Raw genomic sequence first — 16,123 nt, 5'->3', positions numbered from 1 at the left:
ACGAGCTTAAAAAGAATTGCGTTCCTATCAACTGCACCCTAAGCCTAGGCGAAAGATCACAATTTGATATGAAATAAGCGTGAAAAATTGGCGGTGGTCGCTTCTGCCAGCGTTTCCAGGCTTACGCCTTTTAATACGGCAAGATATTCAGCAACATCACGTACATAGGCAGGTTGGTTTTCTTTGCCCCGGTGTGGCACTGGCGCAAGGTAGGGAGAGTCGGTTTCCACCAGCATGCGATCCAGCGGCACATAGCGCGCCACCTCACGCAATGACTCCGCATTGCGGAAGGTGACAATGCCGGAAAAAGAGATGTAGAAACCCAGATCCAGCAATGCCTGAGCCGTGGGTAAATCTTCGGTGAAGCAGTGCAGCACCCCACCACATTCCTGTGCATTCTCTTCACGTAGAATAGCTAATGTGTCTTCGCGAGCATCGCGGGTATGCACAATTACCGGCTTGCTTAGTTCGCGGCCAATACGGATATGCTCACGGAAAGAAGCCTGCTGCAGCGGGATATTGTCTTTCTGGTAGAAATAATCCAGCCCGGTTTCCCCTAACGCCACCACCTGCTCTGCCGCCGCCAAGCGGCGCAGTTCAGCGTAATCGTAGCCATCTTCCAGGTTCAACGGGTGAACGCCGCAGGAGAAGGCCACATCGGCACGCGAGCCGATCAATTGTGTCATGGCTTGGTAACCCGGCAGCGTGGTAGCTACCGCCAGCACGTAGCCTACATCCCGCGCTTTGGCCTTTGCCAAGGCATCATCAACATTCTGATGCAATGCATCAAAATCCAGGCTATCAAGATGGCAATGCGAATCAACTAACAACATAGTAATAAACTCTTTTACAGCGAGTGGGGTTGTGAATAGCCAGCGGAGCCTAACATCTGCTCCCAGCTAAGTAACTGTTCGGTGAGCAATAGCTCGCGGTTAACACCAATAACGTTGAGCAATTGTTGGCGGCAATGCAACCACTGTTGCACGATCTGCTGCAATGAAGTGCTGCTCAGGCGGCTGGCCAGTTGCTGTACCAACGGTTGCTGATCCTGATTCAACACATAACCCACCGCCCCCTGTTGCCACTTCATTGCGTCTACCAACAAAGTGCACAGCCAGTGCAACCGTTCAGCGACGTCGTCATGATTAAGAACCGGGAGTAGCGCCAGCATATCGCGCTGCGGCAAGGCAGTATTCAGCGCCGTACACAGCGCCGTACGCTGCTGCCAGTACTGTGGTTGCAGTAACTGTTCGGCAGCAATCGGCGCACCGTCATGCAGCCGCAATGCAGTAAGACGATCGCTCTGATTACCCGGGGCCTGACGGTTTAACCATTGCAGACTAAGGGCTTCATCAGGGCTCGCCAGATGCCAATAAAAACAGCGGCTGCGTAGCGTAGCCAGCAGGCGCGAAGGTTCACGGCAGGCCAGTAAGAAGAAAGTGTTGGTTGGCGGCTCTTCCAGCGTTTTCAGTAACGCATTGGCCGCGGCCTCGGTCAGCAGTTCAGCCTGCGGCAGCCAAACCACCTTCGCACCGCCCTGCTGCGCGTGGGAGTAGAGGATCTCGATCACTTGGCGAATAGGTTCAATGCCCAAGCTGCTTTTGCCTTTTTCCGGCGCCAGCACGTGGTAATCCGGGTGGTTCCCCGCTAGCATCAACCGGCAGCTATGGCATTCCCCGCAGCTTTTTTCGCCATTGCGCTGCTGGCAGATCAGCCAGCGGCTTAATGCGTAAAGTAACGCCTCATCACCGTTGCCCGGTGCGGCATGCACAAGCAAGGCATGATGGCCGCGACCAGCCGCATATTGCCCCACCAACTGGCGATAAGGTCCGTTAAGCCACGGATACCAGTTCATTACGCCCCTTCCTGCTGTTGCAGCCACTGCGCTACCACTCGGCGAATATCGGCGGTCACCTGATCCAGTGGTTGGGCTGCATCCACGGTCACAATGGCGCTGTCTTGTGCAGCCAGTTGCAGATAGCGCTCGCGGGTGCGTTCGAAGAACGGCAACGCTTCCTGTTCAATACGGTCCAACTCACCACGCGCCCGCGCCCGTTGCAGCCCAACCAGCGGTGGCAGATCGAGATAGATAGTCAAGTCAGGGCGAAAATCGCCCAGTACGGTATCGCGCAGTGACGCCATCAACTGCGGATCGACCCCTCTTCCACCGCCCTGATAGGCTTGTGAAGAGAGATCGTGGCGATCGCCTACCACCCAGGCACCGCGTGCTAACGCGGGTTTGATCACGGTTTCAACTAACTGGACACGGGCGGCATACAGCATCAGCACTTCTGCTTTGATGGTCGGCAATTCGCCGTCAGTCCCGCGCTTGAACAAGTCGCGGAGTTTTTCTGCCAATGGCGTGCCACCGGGCTCACGGGTAAAAACGATATCGGTGATCCCCTGCTCGTTCAGCACGCTGACGATAGTGTTGCGCGCGGTAGTCTTGCCTGCGCCTTCCAGCCCTTCGATAACCACAAATTTACTTTTCATTCTTTTCCTTTAACACCTGGCGATAAGTGCGCACCGCCTCATTGTGGCTGGTCAGATTGGTGGTAAACGTATGCCCGCCCTTACCGTCGGCAACAAAATAGAGATAAGCCGTTTTTTCTGGATTGGCTGCTGCCTCTAATGAAGCCCGGCTCGGCATCGCAATCGGCGTTGGCGGCAAGCCACCGATCACATAAGTGTTATAGGGCGTTGGAGTTTCCAGATCTTTACGGCTGATGTTGCCAGTATAGCTGTCACCCATGCCGTAGATCACCGTTGGATCAGTCTGTAAACGCATCCCCAGGCGTAAGCGGTTGACGAACACCGAAGCCACCTTGGTACGCTCTTCCGCTATGGCGGTCTCTTTCTCAACGATTGAGGCCATGATCAACAACTCATCCGGCGTTTTATACGGCAGAGTGGTGTCTCTCGAATCCCAAATCTCCTGCAACGCCTTGTTCAGGCGCAGATGTGAACGTTTCAATAGCGCCAGATCGCTGGTTCCAGCGGTATAAAGATAAGTATCAGGATACAAGCGCCCTTCGAGACTGCTACCGGCGGGTAGCCCCAGCACCAGCGCAATCTCAGCCTCACTTTTACCCGCTAGGGTGTGTTTGACATATTTGGCTTGCTGCAACACTTGCAACCCGTCACGCAGGCGCGAGCCTTCGATAAAGCGCGCGCTGAATTGCGCCTCTTTACCACTCGCCAGCAGTTTCAGCATTTCACGCACCGTCATCCCCGGCGTGAAACGATAAGTACCCGCTTTGAACATGGCCAATTCTGGTTCCAGCCGCAGCAACCAAGGGAACCATCTGCCGTTGTGGATCAGTTTATCGCGCACCAATAGCCCTTCCAGCGCCACGCGTCCGGTACCAGCGGGCAGCTTGAAGAGGGTTTCCTGCTGGATCGCCAGCGGCATGTCAGCGAAGCGTTCAACTCTCTGGTGCCCCCAAAACGGCAGAGCCACAATCAGGACAAGAACCAGCAACGCAATTTTGAGCTTTTTTCTCTTCATCAATCAGCCATCATTAACAATGTGGACGCAAAAAGTCATACAGCTGGCGCGAGTGATAGCACCATGACTGTGCTTCATTCACTGGCAGCAATGGCATCAACGCATTGCTCACCAAGACCTCATCAGCATCGGCCAGCGTTTCCAGCGGTTCACTGACCAGGTGCAGTTGATATTCACTGCCTGTCAGTAACTCAATCACCCGTCGGCGCATCAACCCGGCAACGCCCGCCTGATCCAGATTCGGCGTAAAGACCGTTTTCCCTTTACGCCAGAATAAATTAGCCGCACAGCATTCCACCAGCATACCGGTAGTGTCAAGCACCAGCGCCTCGTGGGCATCAGTCTGGTCAAGATGCGCGCGAATCAACACCTGCTCCAGGCGGTTAAGGTGTTTCAACCCGGCCAGTAACGGGCTGCGAGCCAACGGGATCGGGCTTAACGCCAAACGGATCCCCTGCTCGCGCCATTGCAGATAATGCTGGGGGTAAGTGCTGCGTGAAATAATACGAGTGGGATGTTCGCAGCCGTGCGGACTGTAACCCCGCCCGCCGCTGCCACGCGTCAATACCGCTTTGACCACGCCCAATGGGATAGATTCTGCCGCATGCACCATTTCACGTTCAAACGCCAGCCAGTCAACGGCAGGCAACAGCAAACGTTGCGCCGCCTGCTGCATCCGGTCAATGTGCCAGGGCAAAAGATCGATTTTCCCTGCCACAACTCTCGCCGTAGTGAAACAGCCATCACCAAACTGCAAACCGCGATCGCTGGGTGCCAAGGCATCATGCTGTTGTCCGTTGATCCAGTACATATGTTCCCCCTCCCTATAGGCTTCACCACAGCATAACAGCCGCATAAAACGATAGCAGCAGAGGCACTACTGCCGGGCACATAAAAAAAGCCCGATCCAAAATGAACCGGGCTTTTATCAATTGCTGATGAGCTTAACTACACGCGACGGAAAATCAGCGAGCCGTTAGTACCACCAAAACCGAAGGAGTTACACAGGGTATACTCCATCTCTTTCGTCTGGCGTGCTTCGTGCGGAACAAAATCCAGATCGCAACCTTCATCCGGATTATCCAGATTGATGGTTGGCGGCACGGCCTGATCGCGCAATGCCAGCACGGTAAAGATTGACTCAATCGCACCTGCAGCACCCAACAGATGGCCGGTCATCGATTTGGTGGAACTGACCATCACGCTTTTAGCATTGCTGCCAAACACGGATTTCACCGCCTGAGCTTCGGCTTTATCACCGGCCGGCGTCGAGGTGCCATGCGCGTTGATATAGCCAATTTGTGACGCGGTTATACCTGCATCAAGCAGCGCATTTTCCATTGCCAACGCGGCGCCTGCACCGTTTTCTGGTGGTGACGTCATATGGTAAGCATCGCTGCTCATACCAAAGCCGACAACTTCTGCGTAAATCTTCGCACCGCGTTTTTTCGCGTGCTCGTATTCTTCCAGCACCATCATGCCCGCACCGTCACCCAGCACGAAACCATCACGGTCTCGATCCCAAGGGCGGCTCGCCGCCTGCGGGTTATCGTTGCGGGTAGAGAGCGCACGAGCAGCACCAAAGCCCCCCACGCCCAACGGGGTGCTGGCTTTCTCTGCACCACCGGCCAGCATCACATCAGCATCATTGTAAGCAATGATCCGCGCGGCATGGCCGATGTTATGGACACCTGAAGTACAAGCGGTGGCAATAGAGATACTTGGGCCACGCATGCCGTACATGATAGTCAGATGACCCGCAATCATGTTCACAATGGTCGAAGGCACAAAGAACGGGCTGATTTTCCGTGGGCCACCATTAACCAGTGAACTGTGGTTCTCTTCGATCAAACCCAAGCCACCAATACCGGAGCCAATAGCGGCACCAATGCGGCTAGCGTTGGCCTCGTTAATTTCCAGCCCCGCATCCTGCATGGCTTGCATGCCGGCGGCGATGCCGTACTGAATGAAGGCGTCCATCTTGCGCGCATCTTTGCGCGAGATGAAATCTTCAGAATTAAAATTCTTTACCAAGCCAGCAAAACGGGTTGCATAGGCAGTAGTATCGAAATGGTCGATCAGGCTGATGCCACTCTGACCGGCAAGAAGAGCGTTCCATGTGGACTCTACCGTATTGCCGACAGGAGACAACATGCCCAGTCCGGTCACAACTACTCGACGCTTAGACACGTTTGTCCTCCAAGGAGGGAAAATATGACACTAGGGATAGAAAAAACTTAGGCGGTCGAGTGACCGCCTAGATATGTTCGCTTACTGCTGGCTAGCGTTGATAAAATCAATAGCTGCCTGAACAGTAGTGATTTTCTCAGCTTCTTCGTCTGGAATTTCGGTGTCGAATTCTTCTTCCAGAGCCATTACCAGCTCAACGGTGTCAAGAGAATCAGCGCCCAAATCTTCAACGAAAGAAGCGTTATTTAAAACTTCTTCCTGTTTAACACCCAGTTGCTCAACAATGATTTTCTTAACGCGTTCTTCGATAGTGCTCATACTCTTAAATTTCCTATCAAAACTCGCTTTCGCGATGGTTTTCGTAGTGTATAAAATGTTGAAAAAGATGCAACTAAATCCCGGCTGGTCAAACCACGATTTTACGCTATTTTGCGGTTTTTGCCGCAAATAACGCAAATGGTTTTCACATTTTTTAAATCATGTACATGCCGCCATTGACATGTAACGTTTCACCGGTGATGTAGCCAGCCTCATCAGAGGCTAAAAATGCAACAGCGCTGGCAATTTCTTTAACGTCCCCAAGCCGGCTAGCCGGAACCTGGGCTAAAATGCCTGCGCGTTGATCTTCTGTCAACGCCCGTGTCATATCCGTCTCAATAAAGCCAGGTGCCACGACGTTGACCGTAATGCCACGTGAAGCAACTTCACGTGCCAAAGACTTACTAAAACCTATTAGACCGGCTTTAGCCGCCGCGTAGTTTGCCTGCCCTGCATTACCCATGGTACCTACAACAGAACCTATGGTGATGATACGGCCAAACCGCTTTTTCATCATAGCTCGCATTACCGCTTTTGACAGACGGAATACCGAGGTCAGATTAGTGTCCAGGATATCCTGCCACTCATCATCCTTCATTCGCATCAGCAGGTTATCACGCGTAATGCCGGCATTATTCACTAAAATGTCGATTTCGCCAAATGCTTCACGAATCGATTTCAGTACGCTGTCGATAGATTGAGCATCAACAACGTCCAACATGAACCCTTTACCGTTATCACCCAGATACTGACCGATCGCCTGCGCACCGCTTTCACTGGTGGCCGTACCGATCACTTTAGCACCGCGTGCAACAAATGACTCTGCAATAGCTCGGCCAATACCACGGCTTGCACCGGTGACCAGAACAACTTTTCCTTCGAAGCTCATTGTTTTCCTCTTTATTGTTCAAGCGCCGCTGACAAAGTGGCGGTGTCATTGACCGCCGCAGCCGTCAGGGTATCAACAATACGTTTGGCCAGACCGGTCAGAACTTTCCCTGGGCCGATCTCCAGCAGTGATGTCACGCCTTCTGCTGCCATAAACTCCACGCTTTCAGTCCAGCGCACCGGGCTGTACAACTGGCGCACCAACGCGCTGCGAATAGCTTCTGGCGAAGTTTCAGCACGGACATCAACGTTATTGACCACCGGCACCTGCGGCGCACTGAATGTCACGTCCTGCAACGCTACCGCCAGTTTATCGGCAGCAGGTTTCATCAATGCGCAATGCGAAGGAACGCTCACCGGTAATGGCAGCGCACGCTTGGCGCCAGCAGCCTTACAGGCAGCCCCCGCGCGTTCAACCGCATCTTTATTGCCTGCAATAACCACTTGCCCCGGCGAATTGAAGTTTACCGGCGAAACCACCTGCCCTCGGGCAGATTCTTCACAAGCTTTGGCAATGGCTTCGTTGTCCAGACCGATAATCGCGTACATGGCACCGGTACCTTCCGGTACGGCTTCCTGCATCAGTTTACCGCGCAGCTCTACCAAACGGATTGCCGCAGCAAACTCCAGCACGCCCGCACACACCAGCGCTGAGTATTCACCCAGGCTGTGGCCCGCCATCATGGCTGGGGTTTTACCGCCCTGCTGCTGCCAGACGCGAAAAACCGCCACCGATGCCGCCAGCAGTGCTGGCTGGGTCTGCCAGGTTTTGTTCAGTTCTTCTACCGGACCTTGCTGCACCAGTTGCCACAGGTCGTAACCCAAAGCCGAAGAAGCTTCGCTAAAAGTCTGTTCCACGATCGGAAACTGTGCGGCCAAATCGGCCAACATGCCAACGGTTTGTGATCCTTGACCTGGAAAAACAAAAGCAAATTGCGTCATTTTTATCTTCCTGTTAAATCAAAAACGAACCAGCGCCGAACCCCAGGTAAAGCCGCCGCCAAACGCTTCCAGCAACACCAACTGACCACGCTGGATACGCCCATCGCGCACGGCCTCATCAAGCGCCGACGGTACGGAGGCAGCAGAGGTGTTACCATGACGATCGAGCGTCACCACCACTTTATCCATCCCCATACCCAATTTTTTCGCTGTTGCGCTGATGATACGCAGGTTGGCCTGATGCGGTACCAGCCAATCCAACTCGCTGCGATCCAAATCATTGGCTTTCAGCGTTTCATCAACAATATGTGCCAGTTCAGTCACTGCCACTTTGAAAACTTCGTTACCTGCCATGGTGACATAGGCCGGTTGATCCGGGTTCTGACGATCTTTGTTAGGCAGAGCCAGAAGATTGCCGTAACGGCCATCGGCATGCAGATGCGTTGAGATAATCCCCGGCTCTTCGGATGCGCCCAGCACTACCGCGCCCGCACCATCACCAAACAGGATGATAGTGCCGCGATCTTCAGGATCCAGCGTGCGTGACAGTACGTCTGAACCGATCACCAACGCATGTTTCACCGCGCCATTTTTCACATACTGATCGGCCACGCTCAAGGCATAGGTAAAACCGGCGCAGGCCGCAGCAATATCGAAAGCCGCACAATCCACAATACCCAACATCTGCTGCAACTGGCAGGCAGAGCTTGGGAACGCATGGCTCGACGTGGTGGTTGCCACCACGATCAAGCCGATATCTTCTTTAGCCACACCTGCCATTTCCATGGCGCGGGTCGCGGCCTGGAAGCTCATGGTTGCCACGGTTTCATCGGCAGCAGCAATACGACGCTCACGGATACCGGTACGCGTGACGATCCACTCGTCAGAGGTATCCACCATTTTTTCTAAGTCAGCGTTGGTGCGCACTTGTACGGGTAAATAACTCCCCGTACCGAGAATCTTTGTATACATGTACGATCAGTCACTCTTGGGTAATACAGCTTCAAGGCGCGCAGCAATTCTGTCAGGAACTTGCCGCTGCACCGCCTGCACAGCCTGTTCGATAGCGACCGCGAACGCGCTTTGGTTCGCCGCGCCGTGGCTTTTGATTACGGTGCTCCGCAATCCTAACAGACATGCACCATTATACTGGTCGGGGTTCAGATGACCGAAACGCTTTGCCACCCTTTTTTGCAACCATCGGCCCAACAACTTCAACCACCATGCCTGCTTGCCACCCTCTGAGGATGACTTCAGCAGCGATAAGAACATCCTTATCACACCTTCCATGGTTTTCAGGGTGACGTTACCCACAAAGCCGTCGCAGACCATGACATCGGTTTTACCGGTGAGCAGATCGTTTCCCTCCAGGTAACCAATATAGTTGATTGCCGGAGTATTTTTTAGCACGGCCGCAGCTTCGCGGATATTATCCAGGCCTTTGGTCTCTTCTTCACCAATGTTGAGCAGCGCCACACGGGGCTGCGCAATGCCCAACACTTCTTCCGCCATCACCGCCCCCATCACCGCAAATTGCACCAGCATGGTGCTGTCGCACTCCACGTTGGCCCCCAGATCCAGCACCACGGTCTTACTGCGCCGCTGATTCGGTAGCACCGTCATCAGGGCCGGGCGCTCAATGCCGTCCAGCGGCTTTATCAGCAATTTGGCCAGCCCCATCAAGGCACCGGTATTACCCGCACTGACACAGGCCTGCGCTTCACCACTTTTAATCAGTTCCAGCGCAATACGCATGGAAGTCCCACGACTGGCGCGGATCGCTTGTGAAGGTTTGGCATCGCCAGCAATAACAAACTCGGCGGGCACAACTTGCAAGCGTTCCAGCAGAAGCGGATCGGCTTTGGCAAGTAAAGGAGAGATGATGTCGGGATCGCCGACGAGCAGGAGATGAAGCTGTAAATTAGAGGCCAGTGCCTGCAATGAAGCAGGCACTGTGACGCAGGGACCGAAATCCCCGCCCATAGCATCTAACGCCAGGGTTAGACGATTCAAAGTATCGCTGACTTAGCCGATAACCTTGCGACCGCGGTAGAAACCGTCGGCAGTGATGTGGTGACGACGATGAGTTTCACCAGAAGTCGCATCTACAGACAAGGTGGTGGTGGTCAGCGCATCGTGTGAACGACGCATGCCACGTTTGGAACGGGTTGGTTTATTCTGTTGTACGGCCATGGACCTTACTCCTCAATTACTTACGCTTTAAACTGGCTAATACGGCAAATGGGTTTGGTTTCTCCGCCTCTGGAGGCAGTTTGCCAAACACCATGTCCGCTTCGGACACTTCACAGTGTTCAGATTCATGTACCGGAACGACAGGCAGCGAGAGAATAATTTCATCTTCAATCATTGCCAACAGATCGACTTCGCCAAACTCGTCAACTTCGATCGGTTCGTACGCTTCCGGTAATGCCTCAGCCTGCTCATCATTGACGACCGGGCTAAAACAATATGTTGTGTGAACATGATGCTCGAACGGGACGTTACAGCGTTGACACATTAGCGTTACCGCAACATCTGCCTGCCCTGTTATCACCGCGAGGCGCTGATTGTCGATATCAAACGACAACGAAACCTCGACATCACTGTCCACACTGACCACGGAGTCGGCAACACGTGTAACCTGCTCAGAACCATAGACACCAACATAGTCCAGGCGTTTCTGAGCGGTACGTACCGCATCAATGGTCAAGGGTAATTTTACCTTTTGCATAGGGCGCGCATATTAACTTTGTAACGACATAGAGTCAAAGAAAAAGGCCGTAAAACGGCACCTTTCACCAATATTCGCTTCCACAGCGGCCGACAGTTTAAAATGGCTGCCTTATTAACGCTACGGTTTGCGAAAAAAATATATGCAAAGAATATTACTTGCCTCAACATCGACCTACCGCAAAATGCTGCTGGAAAAATTACAGCTGCCTTTTATTTGTGCAGCACCGCAAGTGGATGAAACGCCATTGGCTGGTGAAAGTGCCGAAGCTCTGGTATTGCGGCTTGCAACTGCCAAGGCTCAGGCACTTGCCATTGCTTATCCTGATCATCTGATTATCGGCTCCGACCAAGTCTGTGTCATCGACGGTCATATCACCGGCAAGCCGCACACCGAGGAGAATGCCCGCGAGCAACTGCGCCAAGCCAGCGGCCAAAAAGTCACCTTTTATACTGGACTGGCACTTTATAATAGCCGTAGCCAGCATATGCAGGCGCTGTGTGAACCCTATCATGTCCATTTTCGACCGCTAACCGATGCCGAGATCGCAGCCTACGTGCACCTGGAGCAACCACTCAACTGTGCTGGCAGTTTCAAAAGTGAAGGCTTGGGTATTGCCCTGTTTGAACGGCTTGAAGGGCGCGATCCGAATACGTTGATTGGTTTACCGCTGATCGCACTGCTGGAAATGTTGCGGGCTGAAGGGATCAACCCGCTGGCATAAGGCTATTTTGCGGTTTGCTTGCGCAAAACCTGTAGGCAATGCCGCAACTCATCGTCCATTGGCGCTTCGATACGCATCGTTTCGCCGGTGGCCGGGTGTTCAAAGCGTAATGCCGCCGCATGCAGGAACAGACGCTTTAGCCCGCTGCCCGCCAGTTGACGATCAAACTCACGGTCACCATAGCGATCGTCAAAAGCGATAGGATGCCCAGCGTGCAAGGTATGTACGCGGATCTGATGAGTCCGCCCGGTGATCGGGCTGGCTTTCACCAGCGTGGCATGCTCGAAGCGCTCTTCCACCTTAAAACGGGTTTCCGAGGGTTTGCCTTCGCTGCTGACGCGTACGATACGCTCCCCACTTTGCAGGATGTTTTTCAATAACGGTGCCTGAACCACCTTACAGTGCGATTGCCACTGACCACGCACCAAGGCCAGATAATCTTTCTGCATCCCTTTAAGGCGCAATTGCTCATGCAATGAACGCAGCGCGGAACGCTTCTTGGCGATCATCAGCACGCCAGAGGTATCACGGTCCAGACGGTGTACCAACTCCAGAAATCGTGCCTCAGGCCGCAACGCGCGCAGCCCTTCGATCACGCCAAAACTCAGGCCGCTGCCGCCGTGTACCGCAGTCCCTGAAGGTTTGTTCAGCAGCAACAGATGATCGTCCTCATAAAGGATGCAATCGGCTAACGCCGCCACTTTATCCAGTTTGACGGATACCGGTGCGTCCTCACGTTCAGCCACGCGCACTGGTGGAATGCGCACCACATCACCAGCCGCCAGTTTATATTCGGCTTTGATGCGACCTTTATTTACCCGCACCTCACCCTTACGCACGATGCGATAAATCATGCTCTTAGGTACGCCTTTAAGACGGGCCAGCAAAAAGTTGTCGATTCTTTGACCGGCTTCATCGTCAGAAATCGTGATTAATTGTACTGCGGGAATGTTCGTTTTCATGAGGCGGGATTCTAAATAGAGCGAGTAAATAGCGCCACCTCTTTTTATGTGCTTAACTGTCATTCTGACTGCAAGAGAAATTACAGCGAACAATAAGGCAGCAAGCCGGTTTGAACGTTTGCGATTTCTTCCGCAGTTAAGGAAAAGTCACCTTGCTATAACGGTGTCAGCAATGGAATAATGAAGTGACTTTCCGTGCTGATTCCCGTTAAAACAGGGAGAAGTGTGGAATTATACAGTTTGTCTGGTAGCACAAAAACGCAGCAATGGCGTAAGACGTAATGTGAAATCAAACAATTAGCGGGCTGCGGGTTGCAGCTTGGCCGGCAAATGGAATCAGCTCTGTCGACGTAAATCAGAGGCTATTCCCTGAGTCAAAAAGCGCTGTTTTCACAAAGAAATACAGGCTTACCGAGATAATGCGCCCCTATGCAGGCGACAACCGTGAGGTTGACGGCTTTGCGAGAAGACACGGGGTTTTCGGTTTTTAACCCGGCCATGAGGTTATTTTGCCCGCAGCTTTGTCGATAATGTAAAAATAACGAGTAAGTTAAGATGAAAAGAATGTTGATTAACGCAACTCAGCAGGAAGAGTTGCGTGTTGCCCTTGTAGATGGACAGCGGCTGTATGATCTGGATATTGAAAGTCCAGGCCATGAACAGAAAAAAGCGAATATTTACAAAGGCAAAATCACTCGAATCGAACCCAGTCTTGAAGCAGCGTTTGTAGATTACGGCGCAGAACGACATGGTTTCCTCCCCCTGAAAGAAATCGCTCGCGAATATTTCCCCAGCAATTACTCTTCCCATGGTCGCCCGAACATCAAAGATGTGCTGCGCGAAGGCCAGGAAGTTATCGTTCAGGTTGATAAAGAAGAGCGCGGTAACAAAGGCGCGGCATTAACCACCTTTATCAGTCTGGCCGGTAGTTATTTGGTACTGATGCCGAACAACCCGCGTGCCGGGGGAATTTCCCGCCGCATCGAAGGTGACGACCGTACCGAACTGAAAGAAGCCCTTTCTTCCCTGCAATTGCCAGATGGCATGGGCCTGATTGTCCGTACCGCAGGCGTGGGTAAGTCTGCCGATGCGCTGCAATGGGACCTCTCTTTCCGCTTGAAGCATTGGGAAGCGATTAAAAAAGCCGCCGAAGGTCGCCCTGCGCCATTCCTGATCCATCAGGAAAGTAACGTTATCGTACGTGCCTTCCGCGATTATCTGCGCCCTGACATCGGTGAAATCCTGATCGACAACCCGAAAGTTCTCGATCTGGCCAAAGAGCATATCGCAGCCCTGGGCCGCCCGGATTTCAGCAGCAAAATCAAGTTGTACAGTGGTGAAATCCCGCTGTTCAGCCATTATCAAATCGAATCGCAGATCGAATCTGCATTCCAACGTGAAGTGCGTCTGCCTTCTGGTGGTTCCATTGTTATCGACACCACCGAAGCCTTGACCGCTATCGATATCAACTCCGCGCGTGCAACCCGCGGCGGAGATATCGAAGAAACCGCGTTTAATACCAACCTGGAAGCCGCAGACGAAATCGCCCGCCAGTTGCGCCTACGTGACTTAGGTGGCCTGATCGTTATCGACTTTATCGACATGACGCCAGTGCGACATCAGCGTGAAGTGGAAAACCGTCTGCGCGATGCGGTCCGTCAGGATCGTGCCCGTATCCAGATTGGCAGAATCTCGCGTTTCGGCCTGCTGGAAATGTCGCGTCAACGCCTCAGCCCATCCCTGGGTGAATCCAGCCATCACGTCTGCCCACGCTGTAGCGGCACGGGTACCATTCGTGATAACGAATCGCTGGCGTTGTCGATTCTGCGTTTGATCGAAGAAGAAGCGCTGAAAGAGAACACCAAAGAAGTTCATGCCATCGTTCCCGTTCAGGTGGCTTCTTACCTGCTGAACGAGAAGCGTGAATCTGTCAGTGCGATCGAAAAACGTCAGGGTGGCGTGAAAGCGATCATCGTGCCTAACGATCAAATGCAAACTCCGCATTATTCGGTACTGCGCGTGCGCAAGGGCGAAGAAACCCCTACCCTCAGCTACCTACTGCCGAAACTGCATGAAGAAGAAATGGCTCAGCCACAGGAAGATGCGCCAATTGAGCGCAAGCGTCCTGAACAACCGGCTTTGGCTTCCTTCTCCTTGGGTGCTGATGCTCCACCGCCGGACGAAGAACCTGCTGTTGCCAAACCTGTAGCCGCCGTCAAACCGGCAGCACCAGTCGCAGTGGAAACCAAGCCTGGTCTGTTAAGCCGTCTGTTCGGTGGCCTGAAATCTTTCTTCGCCAGCGAAGAAGAGCCGAAAACCGAAGCCCAACCGGCAGAAGTTGTTCAGACAGAAAACAGTGACAACCGCCGTCAAGATCGTCGTGGTCAACGCCGTCAGGGTACTGCCCGTAATAAAGAACGTGGCGAGCGTGGGGATCGTAAAGAGCGTGGCGAGAGCCGTGACAATCGCGAGCGTGATAACCGTGAACCGCGCGAAAACCGCGAACCACGTGAAGGCCGTGACGATCAGCGTCGTAATAACCGCCGCAATGCACAACAAACGGCACCTGTTGTTGTTACCGATGAAGTCCAGACTGAAGAAGCCGCTAAAGCACAGCGTGATGAGCAACAGCAACGCCGTGAACAGCGCTCCGAACGTCAACGCCGCCGCCAGGAAGAAAAACGCCAGGCTCCGCAAGACGTCAAAGTGCTGGAAACCGTTGATAGCGAAGTGGTCAGCAACGACGAAGATCAGGAAGAGCGTCACCAGCAGCCAATGCAGCGCCGTCAGCGTCGTCCGCTGTCGCAGAAAGTTCGCGTACTGTCTGCGGAAGAGGAACTGCATCGTGCAGCAGAAGAACTGCTGGCACCCAAAGCGCTCCCAGTGAGAGCTGAAGTGCCTCAGGTTGTCGTAGCGGCAGAAAACGTGAAACTGCTGCCTGAAACCGTTGCTGTTCATTCTGAAGATAATGCACAGGCAGACAGCCGTAATAACGGTGAAAACGGCATGCCACGCCGCTCACGCCGCTCACCGCGACACCTGCGCGTTAGCGGTCAGCGTCGTCGTCGTTATCGTGACGAGCGTTATCCTAACCATTCTCCAATGCCATTGGCCGGTGCTTTTGCATCACCAGAAATGGCGTCAGGCAAGGTATGGGTAAGTTACCCTGTCACTCAAGTGACGCAACTGGCTGAGCCAACTGAAGTTCAGGTGGAATCTGCTGCTGATATCACAACTGAAGTCGTCGCTGTCGCCAGCATTGCTGCTCCGGTTATTGCACAAGCCGTGCAGGAGCAGCAAGTGGTTGAAACTCAACCTGTTGTAGAATACGCAGAACCACAAACCGAAGTCAGTCAGGCTACCATCAGCAGCCCAGCGGCCGAAGATGTTGTACAACCTGTAGAAGCTCCGGTTGAAACTGTGGCTGAAACATTCATTAGCCTTGTAGTTGATGTGCCAGCAGAAGTCGAAGCTCCAGCGTTCGCAGCCGTTCCTGAACAGGAAATAGCAGCACAGCCGGAAGTTGAAACCGAAGCGGTTCAAGAAGTGGTACAGGAAACGGTTTCTGCTCCTGTGCAGCAACAGCAAGTTGTTGAACAAGCACCGTCTTCACCTGTTCAGGACGTGCCGGATGTGCTCTATAAGCATATTGCTACCGCTCCGATGACCAAGGCACCGGCTCCAAGCTACGAGCCAGAAGCACCTAAGCAAAGTGAATGGCAGCGCCCTTCCTTCAATTTTGAAGGCAAAGGTTCTGCTGGTGCTCATGCAGCGGCCAATCAAGCCACTGCGCCAGCCACTAAACCGCAGCCAGTTAACGACTAAGTAACATACTGCTCTGTTAGAAACCCGCCTCTTCT

At 53.3% G+C, this 16,123-nt stretch carries 16 protein-coding genes; 2 read left to right on the top strand and 14 right to left on the bottom strand.

Features of this window, described 5'->3' with window-relative positions:
• Nucleotides 1-56: 56 nt before the first annotated feature.
• The 13 genes from AC2A1E_RS16490 to yceD form a co-directional block, all read right to left on the bottom strand.
• On the bottom strand, nucleotides 57-833 hold the full coding sequence (locus tag AC2A1E_RS16490; RefSeq protein WP_484384642.1) for a metal-dependent hydrolase: 777 nt from the start codon (nucleotides 831-833) through the stop codon (nucleotides 57-59).
• Between the two features lie 14 nt (nucleotides 834-847).
• Complete coding sequence (holB, locus tag AC2A1E_RS16485) at nucleotides 848-1,855, bottom strand: DNA polymerase III subunit delta' (protein ID WP_484384641.1); 1,008 nt, start codon at nucleotides 1,853-1,855, stop codon at nucleotides 848-850.
• A complete protein-coding gene (tmk, locus tag AC2A1E_RS16480) occupies nucleotides 1,855-2,493 on the bottom strand; it encodes a dTMP kinase (RefSeq protein ID WP_484384640.1) in 639 nt (212 codons plus the stop codon). Before tmk ends, holB begins: the two co-directional genes overlap by 1 nt.
• Nucleotides 2,483-3,508 (bottom strand): endolytic transglycosylase MltG, encoded by a 1,026-nt coding sequence (gene mltG, locus AC2A1E_RS16475; protein WP_484384639.1) that lies wholly within the window; start codon nucleotides 3,506-3,508, stop codon nucleotides 2,483-2,485. The genes tmk and mltG overlap by 11 nt, the downstream gene beginning before the upstream one ends.
• 13 nt (nucleotides 3,509-3,521) lie before the next feature.
• Entirely contained in the window at nucleotides 3,522-4,319 is a 798-nt protein-coding gene (gene pabC / locus AC2A1E_RS16470) for an aminodeoxychorismate lyase (protein WP_484384638.1), read from the bottom strand.
• A gap of 137 nt (nucleotides 4,320-4,456) precedes the next feature.
• Nucleotides 4,457-5,698, bottom strand: a complete 1,242-nt coding sequence (fabF, locus tag AC2A1E_RS16465; RefSeq protein ID WP_484384637.1) for a beta-ketoacyl-ACP synthase II — start codon at nucleotides 5,696-5,698, stop codon at nucleotides 4,457-4,459.
• Between the two features lie 81 nt (nucleotides 5,699-5,779).
• Nucleotides 5,780-6,016 (bottom strand): acyl carrier protein, encoded by a 237-nt coding sequence (gene acpP / locus AC2A1E_RS16460; protein WP_004719003.1) that lies wholly within the window; start codon nucleotides 6,014-6,016, stop codon nucleotides 5,780-5,782.
• 154 nt (nucleotides 6,017-6,170) lie between these two features.
• On the bottom strand, nucleotides 6,171-6,905 hold the full coding sequence (fabG, locus tag AC2A1E_RS16455; protein ID WP_484384636.1) for a 3-oxoacyl-ACP reductase FabG: 735 nt from the start codon (nucleotides 6,903-6,905) through the stop codon (nucleotides 6,171-6,173).
• Between the two features lie 11 nt (nucleotides 6,906-6,916).
• Complete coding sequence (fabD, locus tag AC2A1E_RS16450) at nucleotides 6,917-7,846, bottom strand: ACP S-malonyltransferase (protein ID WP_484384635.1); 930 nt, start codon at nucleotides 7,844-7,846, stop codon at nucleotides 6,917-6,919.
• 18 nt (nucleotides 7,847-7,864) lie between these two features.
• Complete coding sequence (locus AC2A1E_RS16445) at nucleotides 7,865-8,818, bottom strand: beta-ketoacyl-ACP synthase III (RefSeq protein ID WP_484384634.1); 954 nt, start codon at nucleotides 8,816-8,818, stop codon at nucleotides 7,865-7,867.
• 6 nt (nucleotides 8,819-8,824) lie between these two features.
• Nucleotides 8,825-9,859, bottom strand: a complete 1,035-nt coding sequence (gene plsX, locus AC2A1E_RS16440) for a phosphate acyltransferase PlsX (RefSeq protein ID WP_473191141.1) — start codon at nucleotides 9,857-9,859, stop codon at nucleotides 8,825-8,827.
• Between the two features lie 12 nt (nucleotides 9,860-9,871).
• Nucleotides 9,872-10,039: a 50S ribosomal protein L32 gene (gene rpmF, locus AC2A1E_RS16435; RefSeq protein WP_004943042.1), complete on the bottom strand. Its 168-nt coding sequence runs from the start codon at nucleotides 10,037-10,039 to the stop codon at nucleotides 9,872-9,874.
• Nucleotides 10,040-10,055: 16 nt separating this feature from the next.
• The gene (yceD, locus tag AC2A1E_RS16430; RefSeq protein ID WP_459398797.1) at nucleotides 10,056-10,577 is read right to left on the bottom strand and encodes a 23S rRNA accumulation protein YceD; all 522 of its coding nucleotides are present in this window, start codon (nucleotides 10,575-10,577) and stop codon (nucleotides 10,056-10,058) included.
• A 142-nt stretch (nucleotides 10,578-10,719) separates the two neighbouring features.
• On the opposite strand from yceD, the gene AC2A1E_RS16425 reads away from it, so the two are divergent.
• On the top strand, nucleotides 10,720-11,301 hold the full coding sequence (locus tag AC2A1E_RS16425; RefSeq protein ID WP_484384633.1) for a Maf family protein: 582 nt from the start codon (nucleotides 10,720-10,722) through the stop codon (nucleotides 11,299-11,301).
• Nucleotides 11,302-11,303: 2 nt separating this feature from the next.
• On the opposite strand, the gene rluC is transcribed toward AC2A1E_RS16425, so the two are convergent.
• Complete coding sequence (gene rluC, locus AC2A1E_RS16420) at nucleotides 11,304-12,263, bottom strand: 23S rRNA pseudouridine(955/2504/2580) synthase RluC (protein WP_459398799.1); 960 nt, start codon at nucleotides 12,261-12,263, stop codon at nucleotides 11,304-11,306.
• 555 nt (nucleotides 12,264-12,818) lie between these two features.
• On the opposite strand from rluC, the gene rne reads away from it, so the two are divergent.
• The gene (gene rne / locus AC2A1E_RS16415) at nucleotides 12,819-16,088 is read left to right on the top strand and encodes a ribonuclease E (RefSeq protein WP_484384632.1); all 3,270 of its coding nucleotides are present in this window, start codon (nucleotides 12,819-12,821) and stop codon (nucleotides 16,086-16,088) included.
• The last annotated feature ends 35 nt before the right edge of the window (nucleotides 16,089-16,123 follow it).

Source organism: Serratia sp. HNCC26DJ206 (assembly GCF_057180605.1).
Note: the sequence above shows the minus strand (reverse complement) of the source record. Positions and strands in the feature narration are given on the sequence as shown.

Coding starts and splice junctions, on each gene's coding strand:
- AC2A1E_RS16490 (WP_484384642.1), bottom strand. CDS start 833: ATGTTGTTAGTTGATTCGCATTGCCATCTTGATAGCCTGGATTTTGAT.
- holB (WP_484384641.1), bottom strand. CDS start 1,855: ATGAACTGGTATCCGTGGCTTAACGGACCTTATCGCCAGTTGGTGGGG.
- tmk (WP_484384640.1), bottom strand. CDS start 2,493: ATGAAAAGTAAATTTGTGGTTATCGAAGGGCTGGAAGGCGCAGGCAAG.
- mltG (WP_484384639.1), bottom strand. CDS start 3,508: ATGAAGAGAAAAAAGCTCAAAATTGCGTTGCTGGTTCTTGTCCTGATT.
- pabC (WP_484384638.1), bottom strand. CDS start 4,319: ATGTACTGGATCAACGGACAACAGCATGATGCCTTGGCACCCAGCGAT.
- acpP (WP_004719003.1), bottom strand. CDS start 6,016: ATGAGCACTATCGAAGAACGCGTTAAGAAAATCATTGTTGAGCAACTG.
- fabG (WP_484384636.1), bottom strand. CDS start 6,905: ATGAGCTTCGAAGGAAAAGTTGTTCTGGTCACCGGTGCAAGCCGTGGT.
- fabD (WP_484384635.1), bottom strand. CDS start 7,846: ATGACGCAATTTGCTTTTGTTTTTCCAGGTCAAGGATCACAAACCGTT.
- AC2A1E_RS16445 (WP_484384634.1), bottom strand. CDS start 8,818: ATGTATACAAAGATTCTCGGTACGGGGAGTTATTTACCCGTACAAGTG.
- rpmF (WP_004943042.1), bottom strand. CDS start 10,039: ATGGCCGTACAACAGAATAAACCAACCCGTTCCAAACGTGGCATGCGT.
- yceD (WP_459398797.1), bottom strand. CDS start 10,577: ATGCAAAAGGTAAAATTACCCTTGACCATTGATGCGGTACGTACCGCT.
- AC2A1E_RS16425 (WP_484384633.1), top strand. CDS start 10,720: ATGCAAAGAATATTACTTGCCTCAACATCGACCTACCGCAAAATGCTG.
- rluC (WP_459398799.1), bottom strand. CDS start 12,263: ATGAAAACGAACATTCCCGCAGTACAATTAATCACGATTTCTGACGAT.
- rne (WP_484384632.1), top strand. CDS start 12,819: ATGAAAAGAATGTTGATTAACGCAACTCAGCAGGAAGAGTTGCGTGTT.